This window comes from Microvirga sp. ACRRW, assembly GCF_022346925.1.
Classification (GTDB): Bacteria; Pseudomonadota; Alphaproteobacteria; order Rhizobiales; family Beijerinckiaceae; genus Microvirga.
The window spans coordinates 855,600-870,219 of record NZ_JAKRNJ010000001.1 but is presented as its reverse complement, the minus strand read 5'-3'; the positions used below and the strand labels follow the sequence as shown (position 1 = coordinate 870,219).

At 63.2% G+C, this 14,620-nt stretch carries 16 protein-coding genes; 10 read left to right on the top strand and 6 right to left on the bottom strand.

Features of this window, described 5'->3' with window-relative positions:
- A partial coding sequence (locus tag MHY87_RS04320) for a HesA/MoeB/ThiF family protein (RefSeq protein WP_239349693.1) occupies positions 1-554 on the bottom strand: 554 nt, incomplete at its 3' end.
- 284 nt (positions 555-838) lie between these two features.
- Here MHY87_RS04320 and MHY87_RS04315 point away from each other — a divergent pair.
- The 10 genes from MHY87_RS04315 (at position 839) to MHY87_RS04270 (ending at position 10,189) form a co-directional block, all read left to right on the top strand.
- The gene (locus MHY87_RS04315) at positions 839-1,843 is read left to right on the top strand and encodes a BMP family protein (RefSeq protein ID WP_239349691.1); all 1,005 of its coding nucleotides are present in this window, start codon (positions 839-841) and stop codon (positions 1,841-1,843) included.
- A 128-nt stretch (positions 1,844-1,971) separates the two neighbouring features.
- Complete coding sequence (locus MHY87_RS04310; protein ID WP_239349689.1) at positions 1,972-3,495, top strand: ABC transporter ATP-binding protein; 1,524 nt, start codon at positions 1,972-1,974, stop codon at positions 3,493-3,495.
- The gene (locus MHY87_RS04305; protein ID WP_239349687.1) at positions 3,495-3,929 is read left to right on the top strand and encodes a VOC family protein; all 435 of its coding nucleotides are present in this window, start codon (positions 3,495-3,497) and stop codon (positions 3,927-3,929) included. The genes MHY87_RS04310 and MHY87_RS04305 overlap by 1 nt, the downstream gene beginning before the upstream one ends.
- 14 nt (positions 3,930-3,943) lie before the next feature.
- The gene (locus MHY87_RS04300) at positions 3,944-5,029 is read left to right on the top strand and encodes an ABC transporter permease (RefSeq protein ID WP_239349763.1); all 1,086 of its coding nucleotides are present in this window, start codon (positions 3,944-3,946) and stop codon (positions 5,027-5,029) included.
- A 2-nt stretch (positions 5,030-5,031) separates the two neighbouring features.
- A complete protein-coding gene (locus MHY87_RS04295; RefSeq protein WP_239349685.1) occupies positions 5,032-5,937 on the top strand; it encodes an ABC transporter permease in 906 nt (301 codons plus the stop codon).
- 2 nt (positions 5,938-5,939) lie between these two features.
- On the top strand, positions 5,940-6,344 hold the full coding sequence (locus tag MHY87_RS04290; RefSeq protein WP_239349683.1) for a cytidine deaminase: 405 nt from the start codon (positions 5,940-5,942) through the stop codon (positions 6,342-6,344).
- A gap of 10 nt (positions 6,345-6,354) precedes the next feature.
- Entirely contained in the window at positions 6,355-7,161 is an 807-nt protein-coding gene (locus MHY87_RS04285; protein WP_239349681.1) for a purine-nucleoside phosphorylase, read from the top strand.
- Positions 7,162-7,163: 2 nt separating this feature from the next.
- On the top strand, positions 7,164-7,925 hold the full coding sequence (deoC, locus tag MHY87_RS04280; protein WP_239349679.1) for a deoxyribose-phosphate aldolase: 762 nt from the start codon (positions 7,164-7,166) through the stop codon (positions 7,923-7,925).
- Positions 7,926-7,928: 3 nt separating this feature from the next.
- Complete coding sequence (gene deoA / locus MHY87_RS04275) at positions 7,929-9,251, top strand: thymidine phosphorylase (RefSeq protein WP_239349677.1); 1,323 nt, start codon at positions 7,929-7,931, stop codon at positions 9,249-9,251.
- A complete protein-coding gene (locus tag MHY87_RS04270) occupies positions 9,248-10,189 on the top strand; it encodes a glyoxylate/hydroxypyruvate reductase A (protein ID WP_239349675.1) in 942 nt (313 codons plus the stop codon). The genes deoA and MHY87_RS04270 overlap by 4 nt, the downstream gene beginning before the upstream one ends.
- Here MHY87_RS04270 and MHY87_RS04265 read toward each other — a convergent pair.
- The 5 genes from MHY87_RS04265 to upp form a co-directional block, all read right to left on the bottom strand.
- Positions 10,186-11,037 (bottom strand): C40 family peptidase, encoded by an 852-nt coding sequence (locus tag MHY87_RS04265; RefSeq protein WP_239349673.1) that lies wholly within the window; start codon positions 11,035-11,037, stop codon positions 10,186-10,188. The genes MHY87_RS04270 and MHY87_RS04265 overlap by 4 nt on opposite strands.
- Positions 11,034-11,381, bottom strand: a complete 348-nt coding sequence (locus MHY87_RS04260; RefSeq protein ID WP_239349671.1) for a MarR family transcriptional regulator — start codon at positions 11,379-11,381, stop codon at positions 11,034-11,036. The genes MHY87_RS04265 and MHY87_RS04260 overlap by 4 nt, the downstream gene beginning before the upstream one ends.
- A gap of 74 nt (positions 11,382-11,455) precedes the next feature.
- A complete protein-coding gene (locus MHY87_RS04255) occupies positions 11,456-12,838 on the bottom strand; it encodes a M17 family metallopeptidase (protein ID WP_239349669.1) in 1,383 nt (460 codons plus the stop codon).
- 165 nt (positions 12,839-13,003) lie between these two features.
- Entirely contained in the window at positions 13,004-13,915 is a 912-nt protein-coding gene (locus tag MHY87_RS04250) for a 2-dehydro-3-deoxygalactonokinase (RefSeq protein ID WP_239349667.1), read from the bottom strand.
- A 48-nt stretch (positions 13,916-13,963) separates the two neighbouring features.
- Complete coding sequence (gene upp, locus MHY87_RS04245; protein ID WP_091139039.1) at positions 13,964-14,593, bottom strand: uracil phosphoribosyltransferase; 630 nt, start codon at positions 14,591-14,593, stop codon at positions 13,964-13,966.
- Positions 14,594-14,620: the final 27 nt, after the last annotated feature.

The window sequence follows — 14,620 nt, the reverse complement described above, 5'->3', positions numbered from 1 at the left end:
GGGGAGGGGAACAGGCAGCGATAGGTGGGGTTCGGCCTGCCGTCAGGCCCCGTCTCATGGGCTCGGATCGTCGTCAGGGACCCGTCGAACTGGCCGAGAGCCGCCGTCACCAGCGGCTTTTTCTCGAAAAAGCAGGCATCCGAGACCGCATAACGGGTTTCGAAGTTGTCCGATCCATCGGCCACGATGTCATAGCGGCTAATCAGTTCACGGGCGTTCTCCGGCGTGATCCGCAGGTTATGGGGCTCTACCGTAACGTGAGGGTTCAGGTGCCGGATGGCTCTGGCCGCACTCTCAACCTTGGCAATTCCCACATCCGCGGTCCCATGGACCACTTGCCTTTGCAGGTTGGAGAGGGACACCACATCGTTGTCCACAAGGCCGATGGTGCCGATTCCGGCGGCCGCCAGATACTGGAGGAGAGGGGCGCCCAACCCGCCCGCGCCGATCACGAGCACGCGAGCAGCTCTAAGCTTCAATTGTCCTGGGCCGCCTACGTCCCTGAGGACCAAGTGGCGGGCATAACGGTCGATTTCGTCGGATGTCAGGGCCATAGGACGACATTAATCCCTAGAGCATCGTGCGGAAAAGTGGCCCCGGTTTTCCACACGAACGATGCTCTTGTTCAGAGAGAGAAAGCATCGGATTCGCCCCAAAAGTGCAAATCCACTTTTGGGTCCGATGCTGTAGCTTCGCGCTATCAACCATTCCCTGCAACGATTCAGCGAAGGAAAGTAACATCCCGCTTGACAGGGACCTTGGCGTCGTGACCCTTCCCGTGCCATCGTCAAGGGGCAACCGGACACCTAAATCCGGCGTCTAACAGGGAACAAAGCCGATGACAGTAACCAAGTTTGGCCTCGCGCTCGCGGGCCTCGCCTTCTCCGCCACGGCTGCCTTCGCGCAGCAGGCGGCCTTCAAGCCCGCCATCGTTTACGATCTCGGCGGCAAGTTCGACAAATCCTTCAACGAGGGCGTGCATACGGGCGCCGAGAAGTTCAAGAAGGACACGGGCACCGAATACCGCGATTTCGAGCCGCAGAACGACGCTCAGCGCGAGCAGGCCCTGCGCCGCTTCGCCCGCGACGGCTTCTCGCCGATCGTGGCCGTGGGCTTCTCCCAGGAGACCGCGCTGAAGAAGGTCGCCGAAGAGTTCCCGAACACCAAGTTCGCCATCATCGACGCCGTGGTCGAGAAGCCGAACGTCCAGTCCGTCGTGTTCAAGGAGCATGAGGGCTCGTTCCTGGTCGGCCTCCTGGCCGCCAAGGCTTCCAAGTCCGGCAAGGTCGGCTTCGTGGGCGGCATGGACATTCCGCTCATCCGCAAGTTCGCCTGCGGTTACGTCCAGGGCGCCAAGTATGCCAACAAGGACGCCGAGGTGTTCCAAAACATGACCGGCACCACGGGTGCAGCCTGGAACGACCCCGTGAAGGGCGGCGAGCTCGCCAAGGGCCAGATCTCCCGCGGCGCGGACGTGATCTACCATGCGGCGGGCGGCACGGGCGTTGGCGTCCTGCGCGCCACGGCTGACGCCGGCAAGCTCGGCATCGGCGTCGATTCCAACCAGAACGGCCTGCATCCGGGCAAGATGCTGACCTCCATGGTCAAGCGCGTGGACGTCGCCACCTACAACGCCTTCGACCAGGCCAAGAAGAACACCTTCAAGGCCGGCGTCTCGGTTCTCGGCCTCGCCGAGGACGGCGTTGCCTGGGCGTTCGACGACAACAACAAGTCGCTGATCACCGCCGACATGAAGTCTGCCGTCGACAAGGCCTCCGCCGACATCAAGTCCGGCGCGATCAAGGTCCACGACTACATGTCGGACTCAAAGTGCCCGATGTAAGCTGACGCTTCGATCCGGCCGCAGGTTTTCTGAAAAGAGAGCCTGCGGCCGTTTCCGTTTTAAGATCGTTCCGTTTTCCGATAAGATCCGCCTTAGCTTTTTCCTTGCCGGACAACCCCTAGAGGCCGATGTCTCCCGCCATTGAACTCATTGCCATCAACAAGAGCTTCGGCGCTGTTCACGCCAACAAGGACGTGAACTTGAGCGTCGAGCGCGGCACGATCCACGGCATCGTCGGTGAGAACGGCGCCGGCAAGTCGACGCTCATGTCGATCCTTTACGGCTTCTACGAAGCGGATTCCGGCGAGATCCGCGTGAACGGGCAGCCGATCAGAATCCGCTCTTCCATTGACGCTATCTGTGCAGGCATCGGCATGGTTCACCAGCACTTCATGCTGGTCGAGCCGCTGACCGTGGTCGAGAACGTGATGCTCGGCGCCGAAGGCGGCGCCATGCTGCGCGCGGGCGAGGCCAAGGTGCGCAAGGAACTCGCGCGGTTGGCCGCCGATTACGGCCTCGAGATCGATGTGGACACCACCGTGGGCGAACTCTCGGTCGGCCTCCAACAGCGCGTCGAAATTCTCAAAGCCCTCTATCGCGGCGCGGATATTCTCATTCTCGACGAGCCCACCGCCGTGCTCACGCCTGCGGAAGCCGATGCGCTGTTCGAGCTGCTCCGCTCGCTGAAAGCGCAGGGCAAGACCGTTATTCTCATCACCCACAAGCTGCGCGAGATCATGGCGATCACGGATCGCGTCTCCGTCATGCGCCGCGGCGAGATGGTGGCGACCGTGGAGACGGCCAACACGTCTCCGCCCGAGCTTGCAGAACTGATGGTGGGCCGCCGCGTTCTGCTGCGTGTGGAGAAAACCGAGAAGGCGCCCGGCGCTCCCATGCTCGAGGTGGAAAACCTGTCGGTTGTCGATGCGCGTGGTGTGCTGCGCGTGGCGAATGCGTCACTCACCGTTCGCGCGGGCGAGATCGTCGGCATCGCGGGCGTTGCGGGCAACGGCCAGAGCGAGCTTCTCGAGGCCATTGCGGGCATGCGCCGTCCGGTGCTCGGCTCCATCCACTTCGAAGGGCAGGGCATCGGCGCCGCCGAGCACAACCCGCACCAGATGCGCAAGCTCGGTCTACTGCATGTGCCGGAAGACCGTCTGCGCATGGGTCTCGTGCCTGCATTTCCCGCTTTCGAGAGCGCCATTCTCGGCTTCAGCGACGAGCCGCATCTCGGCAACGGTCCCATCCTCGATCATGACCGCCTGATCGCAGATCTTGAGAAGAAGATGGAGCAATACGACGTGCGCCCACCCGCGCCGCGCTTGAAGACATCGAATTTCTCCGGCGGCAATCAGCAGAAGATCGTGCTGGCGCGCGAGATCGAGCGCAATCCGAAGGTTCTGCTCGTCGGCCAGCCGACGCGCGGTGTCGATATCGGCGCCATCGAATTCATCCATCGCCGCCTCATCGCGCTTCGCGATGCGGGCGTCGGCATTCTGCTGGTGTCGGTGGAACTCGACGAGATCATGCATCTCTCGGATCGCATCCTGACCATGTGCGGCGGCAAAATTACCGGCGAGCGCAAGGCCTCCGAGACGAACGAGCAGGATCTCGGCCTGCTCATGGCCGGCGTGACGGATGAGGCCGCCTGATGCAACCGCGATTGTCGCTTGTCACGCTCGGTGTCGCTGATCTCGCAAAGTCCCGCGCCTTCTACGAAGCCTGGGGTTGGAAGGCTTCGTCCGCGAGCCAGCCGGACGTCGCCTTCTATCAGGCGAACGGCCTAGCTCTTGCTTTGTTCGGGCGCGCCGATCTCGCGAAGGATGCAGGCGTCGAGAACAAGCCCACCGGCTTTGCCGCCATCACGCTCGCCTACAATGCGCATTCCAAAAGCGAGGCGGACGAGGTTTATGCCCGCGCCATTGCTGCCGGTGCGCGCACCGTGAAGCCGCTGCAGGACGTGTTCTGGGGCGGCTATTCGGGCTACTTCGCCGATCCTGACGGGCACCTCTGGGAGGTCGCCTGGAATCCTTCTTTCCCCATCGACGAACAGGGTCACCTGTTCCTGCCGGATAGTTCGACGTGAGTGCACCCATCGAAATGCCCAAATGGGCCGACACGGTTCTCGTCCCCGCCGTTTCCGTCGTCACAGCGTTCTTGGTCGCAGGCCTCGTGGTGCTCAGCATCGGCGAGAATCCGCTGACGGCGACGCGCTATCTGCTCCAGGGCAGCCTCGGCACGGGCGAGGGCTTGGGCTTCACCCTGTTCTACGCCACCGACTTCATCTTCGTCGGACTGGCGGTCGCAGTCGCGTACCACGCGGGCCTCTTCAACATCGGCGGTGAAGGCCAGGCGACGATTGCGGGATTGGGCATTGCGCTTGCGCTCAACAACCTCACCTTCCTGCCGGGCTTCCTGCTCATTCCCGTCGGCATTCTCGCCGCCGCCGCCTTCGGTGCGGCATGGGCTGCTGTTCCCGGCTATCTGCAGGCGAAACGCGGCAGCCACATCGTGATCACCACGATCATGTTCAACTGGCTCGCGAGCGTTCTCATCGTCTATCTGCTGGTGAACGTGCTGCGCGAGCCGCAATCCATGAACCCGGAAACGCGCCCCTTCCCCGAAGCCTCGCAGATTCCCTTCATGCATGATGTCTTCGCGTGGTTCGGCGTCACCATCCCGGCCTCGCAGCTCAACCTCACCCTCGTGCTCGCACTGATCTCGGCATTCCTCATTTGGCTGCTGATCTACCGTTCACGCCTCGGCTATGCGATCCGCGTCGTTGGCTCCAATCCGACGGCTGCGGTGTATGCCGGCATTTCGCCCGCGCGCATCATCGTCATCGCCATGGTGCTCTCGGGGGCGCTCGCAGGCGGCCTCGCGGTGAACGAGCTGATGGGCTACCAGCATCGCCTGCTCTTGGAATTCACCTCCGGCTACGGCTTCGTCGGCATCGCTGTCGCGCTCATGGGGCGCGCGCATCCGGTCGGCATCATCCTGGCGTCGCTCCTGTTCGGCATTCTCTATCAGGGCGGTGCGGAACTCGCCTTCGAGCAGCCCAACATCACCCGCGACATGGTGGTGGTGATCGGCGGCATCATCATTCTGTTTGCAGGTGCGCTGGACGGTCTCTTCCGCCGTCTCGTGGCGCATCTGTTGTCGCGTCCTAAACTGGCGGGAGCGTGAGCATGGATCTCGGTATTCTCGCAACGGTTTTCGACTCGGCGCTGCGTCTTTCCATTCCGCTGCTCGCCGCATGTCTTGCGGGCCTATGGTCCGAGCGCTCGGGCGTCGTCGATATCGGCCTTGAGGGCAAAATGCTGGCGGCAGCCTTCGCCGCCGCTGCCGCCGCTTACGCGTTCGGCTCCGCATGGATCGGTCTTGCCTTCGGCATTCTCGCTTCCATCGCTTTCGCCCTCGTCCACGGCTTTGCCTCCATCAGCCAGCGCGGCAACCAGATCGTGTCCGGCGTCGCCATCAACATGCTGGCGGCGGGGCTCACCGCCATCGTCGGCAATGCCTGGTATGGGCAGGGCGGACGCACGCCGCCGCTCGAAGGCGACCAGCGTTTCGAAGATGCCTATTTCGGACATTCGGCCTTGGTCTTCATCGTGCTTCTGGCCGTGCCGCTCACTTGGTTCGTTCTTGGCCGCACGCGCTTTGGCCTTCGCCTGCGCGCGGTCGGCGAGAACCCGGCTGCCGTCGACACCGCAGGCATTTCCGTGACGGGCCTGCGTTATTCCGCCGTCATCATCGGCGGCATTCTCTGCGGTATCGGCGGAACTTATTTGTCGGTCGGACAGGCTGCGGCCTTCCTGCCGAACATGACCACGGGGCGCGGCTTCATCGCGCTCGCCGCGCTCATCTTCGCCAAGTGGCGCGCATGGCCCGCGCTCGGCGCCTGCCTGCTCTTCGGTTTTCTCGACGCCATCGCCAATCAGCTGCAGGGCTTCTCATTCCCCGGCATCGGTGAAGTGCCGGTGCAGGCCATTCAGGCGCTGCCCTATCTCATGACGGTGATCCTGCTCGCGGGCGTCATCGGCAAGGCCATTCCGCCGCGCGCGGCAGGCGTGCCTTATGTGAAGGAACGCTGATCATGGTGTCTCTCGATACGCTTTTCGAAGCCGCCAAGACGATCCAGGCGCGAGCCTATGTGCCGTATTCGCGCTTCAAGGTCGGCGCTGCAATTCTGACGCCGGAAGGACAGGTGTTCACCGGCTGCAACGTGGAAAACGCGGCCTATCCCGTGGGCTCCTGCGCGGAAGCGGGAGCGGTCTCGGCGATGATCGCGGGCGGCGGAAGCGCCATCCGCGCGATCGTCGTGATGGGCGACGGCGAGCATCTCGTGACGCCCTGCGGCGGCTGCCGCCAGCGGATCCGCGAATTCGCCTCGCCCGATACGAAGATTCACATCGCAGGCCCTGAGGGCATCCGCAAGAGTTTTACCCTGGAAGAGTTGCTGCCCTTCTCGTTCGGGCCGGACAACCTGACGGACAGATAAGAGACTTGTCATGCAACAGAATGTTCAAGAGGCCGCCGAATTCGTGCGTGCCCGCGGCTTTAATGGCCGTTTCGATGCAGCCTTCGTGCTGGGAACCGGCCTCGGCACGCTCGTCGATGAGGTGAGCGATGCGGTAAGCCTCGCTTACGCCGACATCCCGCATTTTCCGAAGAGCGGCGTGTCCGGCCATGCGGGCAAGCTCGTTGCTGGAACGCTCGAGGGCAAGCGCGTGCTCCTGTTCCAGGGCCGTGCGCATTACTACGAAACAGGTGATGCAGGCGCGATGCGCCTGCCCGTCGCCTTCGTGAAAGAACTCGGCATTCCGGTGCTGGTGGCGACCAATGCCGCCGGTTCCGTGCGCGCCTCGATCCGTCCCGGAAGCCTCGTTGCCATCAGCGATCACCTCAATCTCTCCGGCGGCAATCCGCTGCTGCGCGATCACACGGAAGGCCGTTTCGTCTCGCTGACCGATGCTTACGACCCTGCCTTGCGCGAGGTTCTTCAGCGCGCCGCGAAGAAGACCGGCATCGATGTTCCGGAAGGCGTCTATGCGTGGCTCTCCGGCCCGAGCTTCGAGACGCCCGCCGAGATCAAGATGGTGCAGATCCTCGGCGGCGACCTCGTCGGCATGTCGACCGTGCCGGAAGTGATCCTCGCTCGCTATTACGGCCTGCGGGTTGCAGCGATTTCCGTCGTCACCAACTTGGCTGCCGGGATCGAAGGCGCCTCGCCCTCGCACCAGGAAACCAAGGACACGGCGGCGGAAGCCTCCGAGAAGTTCAAGCGCCTCATCCGTTCCTTCGTCGCGGAGATGTAAAAATGTCCGACGCAGCAATCGCCCAGCGCGCCCTGCGCTGCCTCGACCTCACCGACCTGACGGACAATTGCACCGATCAGGCCATCGATGCGCTTTGCAAGAAAGCGCTCAATCCGCTCGGCCCCGTGGCTGCCGTCTGCGTGTGGCCGCAATTCGTCAAGCGCTCGCAGGAGAACCTGAAGGGTTCGCCCGTGCGCATCGCGACCGTGGTGAATTTCCCCGCCGGCGGGGAGGATATCGATCGCGTCACCGACGATCTGCAGGAAGCGCTTTCGGATGGCGCGAATGAGATCGACCTCGTGCTGCCGTACAATGCACTTCGCCGTGGTGACGTCACGATTGCAGGCGAGATGATCGAAGCCGTGCGCGATCTCGTCGATCAGGGACGCCTTCTCAAAGTCATTCTCGAAACCGGCGAGTTGAAAGATGCGAAGCTGATCGAAACGGCAAGCCGTCTCGCCATTGATTCCGGTGCCGACTTCATCAAGACGTCGACCGGCAAGACACCTGTTTCCGCGACGCCGGAAGCAGCTGAGATCATGCTCAACGCCATCAAGGCGTCGGGCCGCAATGTGGGCCTCAAGCCCTCCGGCGGCATCCGCACGGTCGCCGACGCGAAGGTCTATCTCGATCTGGCTGAGCGCATCATGGGCGCAGGCTGGGCGACGCCGCAGACCTTCCGCATTGGCGCAAGCAGCGTCTACGATACATTGATTGCCGCCATTGAAGGACGGGAAGGCCAAGTGGCCACCGGAGCATACTGAACAATGACTCTTCTTCCGCAGGAAATCATCCGCCGCAAGCGCGACGGTGCAACGCTCGACGCCGAAGAGATCCATCACTTCATCAAAGGGCTCACCTCGGGCCATGTCTCCGAAGGCCAGGCCGCATCCTTCGCCATGGCGATCTTCTTCCGTGGCCTCTCCGTTCCTGAGCGCGTAGCGCTGACGCAGGCCATGATGAATTCGGGTGAAGTGCTGAAATGGGATCTGCCCGGTCCCGTGCTCGACAAGCATTCCACCGGCGGCGTGGGCGACACGGTGAGCCTCGCGCTCGGTCCTGCGGTTGCGGCCTGCGGCGGCTACGTGCCGATGATCTCCGGCCGCGGCCTCGGCCACACGGGCGGCACCCTCGACAAGTTCGATTCCATTCCTGGCTATGTCACGCAGCCCGATATCGACACCTTCCGCCGTGTCACACGTGAAGTCGGCTGCGCCATCATCGGCCAGACAGCCGATCTCGCGCCCGCCGACAAGCGCCTCTATGCCATCCGTGACGTGACGGCGACGGTGGAATCCATCGATCTCATCACCGCGTCCATTCTCTCGAAGAAACTGTCCGCCGGTCTTCAGGGCCTCGTGATGGACGTGAAGTTCGGCTCCGGCGCATTCATGGACAACGCCAAGGACGCGCGCGCGCTCGCAGAAAGCCTTGTGCTCGTCGCCAATGGCGCGGGCCTGCCCACAAGCGCGCTGCTCACCGACATGAACCAGTCGCTCGCATCCGCCGCAGGCAATGCGGTCGAGATGGCCTACGCAGTCGATTACCTGACGGGTCGCAAGCGCGAGAGCCGTTTCCATGAGGTGACGGTGGAGCTTTCCGCCGAAATGCTCGTGCTCGGTAAGATCGCGTCCAATATCGTCGACGCGCGCGAAAAGATCGAGAGCGCGATTTCATCCGGCAAGGCGGCGGAGGTGTTCCAGCGCATGGTCGTGGCGCTTGGCGGTCCCTCCGATTTTCTGGAGCGTCATGAAACGCATCTGCAGGCAGCGCCCATCGTCCGCGCGATCCATGCGGAGCGTTCCGGCATCGTGCAGAGCGTCGCCACCCGCGATGTGGGTGTTGCCGTCGTGGCGCTCGGCGGCGGGCGCACGCGTCCGCAGGATGCCATCGATCACGCGGTTGGCCTCACCCATCTTGCCGAGATCGGCGAGGTGGTCGATTCCAACCGTCCGCTTGCCATCTTGCACGCGCGCACCGAAGAGTCCGCGAAGGCGGCTGAGCGCATGGTGCGCGCGGCCTATGTGCTGGGCGACGCGAAGGCGAAGTCCGGCGCCATGATTCTCGAACGCATCGGAGCGAAATCTTGAGCCTTCTCGTCGCGGTCACCTGGGAAACGCAGCCATGGGTCGAGCGCTTCACGCGCCATTTGCCCGGTCGCGAGATCGTCGTGCTGGGTGAGGGTTTCGACAGAAGCAAGATCCGCTACGTGGCGACCTGGGGACCGAAGCCGGGAAGCCTGGACAACCTGCCGAACTTGGAGGCGCTCTTCTCCCTCGGTGCGGGCGTCGATCATCTGATGGGCTATCCCGGTCTTCCGGCTGTTCCAATCGTGCGTGTGGCGCAGGACGATCTCACCCATCGCATGAGCGAATACATGGTCATGCATTCGCTCATGTATTTGCGCGATCATGCGCGCTTCGCGCAGGCTCAACGTGAGAAGCGCTGGGAGCCGGATCGTTCTCCGCCGATTGCCTCGGACGTGCGCGTCGGCATCATGGGCTTTGGCGTGCTGGGACAAGATGCTGCCGTGAAGCTCAGAATGATGGGCTTCGAGGTGGCGGCCTGGAGCCGTACACCCAAGAGCTTCCACGGCTGGGATGTGTACTCCGGCGAGAGCGGGCTCGATGAGTTTCTCGCGCGCACGGACATTCTCATCGCGCTCATCCCGCTCACGCCCGACACGCGCGGCATTCTCAACCGAAGCCTGTTCAAGAAGCTCGCGCAGGACGGCAAACTCGGTGGGCCGGTGCTCATCAATGCGGGTCGCGGCGGTCTGCAGGTGGAAAGCGATATCCTCGCCTGCCTCGACGATGGAACGCTGAAAGCGGCAACGCTCGACGTGTTCGAGAAGGAGCCGCTGCCGGAAGATTCTCCGCTCTGGTCGCATCCGCGCGTCACCATCACGCCGCACAACGCGGCGGTAAGCGAGCCTGAAGCTACGGCACGCTACATCGCGAAGCAGATCCTCCGCCATGAAGCGGGAGAGACGTTCGAGAACGTGGTGGATCGGGATCGGGGCTATTAAACGAAACGCTTGATCGAACTGATCGGGCCGTAGCTCGTGCGGCGGATGCGCTCTTCCGCAACCGAGAGCGGCTCGATCATCACGGTCATGGTGTGGCCGGTGGCGTGGATGAAGTTCGTCGCATCCATCATCAGGCCCACATGGCCTTTCCAGAACACGAGATCGCCGCGCTTGAGGCCGCTGAGGTCGGGTTTGACCTCGATGGCGGTGCCGAGTTGCTGCTCCTGCATGTCGCTGTCGCGCGGGGCCTTGATGCCCGCTGCTGTCAGAACGGTTTGAGCGAGGCCCGAGCAGTCGATGCCGAGGCTCGTCTTGCCGCCCCAGAGATAGGGCGTGTGCAGGAAACGCTCGGCGACACTCACGTAATCCGTCTCGCGTGCATCGATGCTTGCCAGATGCGGAGCATAGAGCCAGCCGCCATCGGCCATCTGCGCATAGTCACCCTCGGTACCCACGATGGCGACCTTCGAATTCATCGTCAGCAAATCGGTATGCGGCAGCTTCAGGTTCGGGCTGGGATAGATGAAGGTGCGGATCGCCGCGATCTTGTGCGTTGCCTGCGGACCCGGTTCGCCCAGCACGGCGCTCGGCAGATAGCCCACATAGCCGTCATCTTGCAGCTGAACCCAGGCCCAGCCTTCGTGCTCGTCATAGACGGTCACGGCCTCGCCGAAGATAGCCTGTGTATCGACAGGCGCCTCCCGGGAAGGGTGGCGGTGCAGGGGAGAGAAGGGCGCAACGACGCGCTTTGCCGTGCCGATGGTGAAGCGCTCGGCCTCGACCTGACCGCGTAGCTTCTCGTCAGCCAGATCGGCGCGGACGGGTGTGATGCGGCGGTCGAAACTCATCGAGGCAGCTCCTTGGCTCGGGCGGTAACGATGTCTCCTAGCCGTTCCACGGCCAAAGCGCCAGCGACCGTGCGCTGGATGATCACATTGCGCCGATCCGCCTCATCCCGGCGGCGGGAGACGAGGTCGAGCTTGCCGAGGGTGTCGAGGGCACGGGTGATGACGGCCTTCGTGACATCGAGCTTCTTGGCGAGCCCACGGACCGTATGCGGCGGCGCATCGAGATAGATCGTCAGTAGAATGGCGATCTGACGCGAGGAGAGGTCGCTGCCCTGGTGCACGAGGTCGAGATGCACGTCGTGCCAGAGCTTTAAGGATTGAATCGCACGCAACGCGACAGACATGATTGCACCGGTCGTTCCGGGTCCGGATTATTCGGGCTCAAGCCGAACGATGCAACCTGTCTTTGTCGCTATGCTTAAGAGGCGTAGCGCTTCTTCAGAAGGGCATACATGAGGCGCGCTGCCTGAACCTCGGCGCCTTCCGGGCGGCCGGGGCGGGTGGAGTTGTTCCAGGCGAAGATGTCGAAATGCACATGCGCCTTGGCGTCGGATACGAAGCGGCGCAGGAACAGAGCGGCGGTGACGGAGCCGGCCATTGGGCCGCCCGTGTTGTTCATGTCCGCATACTTCGAGTCGAGCTGACTCTGGTAAGGAGCCCAAAGCGGCATGCGCCACACGGGATCGTTCACCTCCAGGCCGGTGCGGGCGATCTCGAGGGCGAGCGCGTCGTCATCCGTAAAGAAGGGCGGGAGCTCAGGGCCGAGCGCCACGCGGGCGGCACCCGTAAGCGTCGCGAAATCGACGATGAGGTCCGGCTTTTCCTCATCCGCCAGTGCCAGCGCATCGGCGAGAATGAGGCGGCCTTCCGCATCCGTGTTGCCGATCTCGACCGTAATGCCTTTGCGGCTGTTGAGGATGTCGCCGGGGCGGAAGGCGTTGCTCGAGATCGAGTTCTCGACGGCGGGAATGAGCACACGCAGGCGCACGGGCAGTTTCGCGCCCATGATCATATCGGCGAGAGCGAGCGTGGCGGCCGCGCCGCCCATGTCCTTGCGCATCATCAACATGGAGGCGGCGGGCTTGATGTCGAGGCCGCCGGTATCGAAAGCCACACCCTTGCCGACGAGCGTGATGCGCGGCGCGTTCTCATTGCCCCAGGTGAAATCGATGAGGCGCGGCGCGATGGCGGAAGCGCGCCCGACCGCGTGGATCATCGGTAAGTTCTGCTTCAAGAGATCGTCGCCGACGATGCTGTTGAACGCTGCGCCATGCGCATCCGCGATCTGGCGCGCGGCGGCCTCAATGCCGTCGGGTCCGAGATCGCTCGTCGGCGTGTTGATGAGATCGCGACTGCGGAACACGGCGTTGGCGATGCGCGTCACCTCTTCGGCATCGACGCCTTTCGGCGTGACGAGACGAACGGATTTTTCCGTACGCTTGCGATAGCGCGTAAAACTGTAGGAGCCGAGAACCCACGCGAGTGTGGCAAGTGTCGCAGCGGGAGCGTCGGTCTCGAAGCGATACACGCCATCGGGCAGGATCGTTGACAGCTTGCCGGCAGCGAAGGGATCGCGCTGCGTGGCGTCTTCACCTGCAAGGCCGAAGACAACGCCGAAGAGATTGCCCTCCGCGTCCGGAAGCAGGCAATGGCTGCCAGCCTTTCCTTCAAAGCCCTGAGCCTTTGCAAAACCCTGCGCCGTCTTCGGCAGTTGGGCGGAGATGCTGCTCCACGTGCTCTCGGTCACGAGCCAGATCGGAAGCGAGGTTTCGGAGGAGGCGGCAAGCAGGGGATGAGGCATGGGCGTTGACCTGGAATGAAGGCAATTGAAATGAAGTTCTAAAGGCGAATTGAGCGGCTGTCATCCCGGGGCCGCTCAGCGGAACCCGGGATCGCATGACGAGAATGGCGCTTTATCCTGCGCACGATCCCGGCTCGGCTGCGCCGTCCGGGATGACGCCGTTTTTCATGCTGTTGCATGCTGCCTGACGATCCGCGCCAAGCCGGCAAGCAGTGCCTGCTGAGGAATCTTCAATTCCGTCTTGATGCCGAGACGTGCGAGCGCATGCACGTAAAGATCCGCGCGTTCGTGACTGGCGAGAATGGTGACGGAGGAGGGACGGCCGAATTGCGCGAGCGCACCGTTGATCTCATCGCCGGTGAGCAGGCCGGAAAGATACGGCGCAAGCAGGTTGCTTGCCATGCGCCCGGAAACGACGGCGGCGCGCGCGCAGAAGAGAAGGTGCAGCAGGCCGACGCGGGCAGCACCTTCAGCGCCGCTGTTGCGCTCGGCCGCATGGAGGCCCATGTCGAAGCCCTTCTGGTCGGCGGGCTCCGTCGCGGGACGTCCGATCATCGAGTGCTCGCGCAACAGCGCATACATCTCGCCGGTCATGTAGGTGGCGAAACGCTCGATGCGCCCATCGCGCACGAGAATCCACTTGGGGTGCGTGCCGGCTGAGCAGATGAGACCGTTCTCGACACCGGTGCCGAGCACCAGCGTTTCCTCGCCGCGCATGACGTCGGCGGCGCCGGGAGCGGGCTCGCAGAAGAGGCCTGGAATGATGTAGCCCTTGCGGCCGTTGCCGATTTCGACAGGAATGAGCGCTTCCGCAATTTCCACGAGACCGGCAGGGCAGGTGGCATAGGGCGCTTCCACCCATCCTTCGCGGCTGCCCACCATGCCGACAAGCAGCACGGGCGCGTTCGGCTCCGCATCGAGCCAGCGCCCGCAATGTTTGACGAACACGTCCCGATGCTGGCCCTTTTGCAGGGCGGAGACGCCCTCATCCGACGAGACCTGATCGAGAATGGTCTCACCCTCGATCAGATAGCCACGGAAGCGGGTCGTTCCCCAATCGGCGACGATGAAGCGCAAGGTGCTAGTCCCTGTTGTGATGGATCACAGCGCTAACGGCCCTCGCTTTTAGCGCGTTCCATACATGCGGTCGCCGGCGTCTCCGAGGCCCGGCACGATATAGCCGTGGTCGTTCAGCTTCTCGTCGATCGACGCGGTCCAGATATGCACGTCGGGATGCGCGCTGCGCAGGCGCTCGATGCCTTCAGGGGCTGCGAGCAGGCACACGAAGCGAAGATCCTTCGCGCCGCGCTCCTTCAGGCGCTCGATAGCGGCAACCGCCGAGTTCGCGGTGGCGAGCATCGGGTCGAGCACCAGCACCATACGGTCGGCGAGATCGGACGGAGCCTTGAAGTAATACTCGACGGCCTGCAGCGATTCCGGATCGCGGTAGAGGCCGATATGGGCGACGCGCGCTGCGGGAACGAGGGTGAGCATGCCGTCGAGGAAGCCGACGCCCGCGCGCAGGATGGGGGCGAAGACCAGCTTCTTGCCGGCGATTTGCGCGCCTTCCATCTTGGTCATCGGCGTTTCGATCTCGATGCGTTCCATGGGGAGATCGCGGGTGACCTCGTAGCAGAGCAGCATGCCGATCTCGTTGAGCAGCTGGCGGAAGCCCTTCGTGGAGCGCTCCTTGTCGCGCATCAGTGTCAGCTTGTGCTGAACCAGCGGATGATCGACCACCGTTACGCCTTGCATGCTTTTTTCTCCCTTGGTCGTCATAGG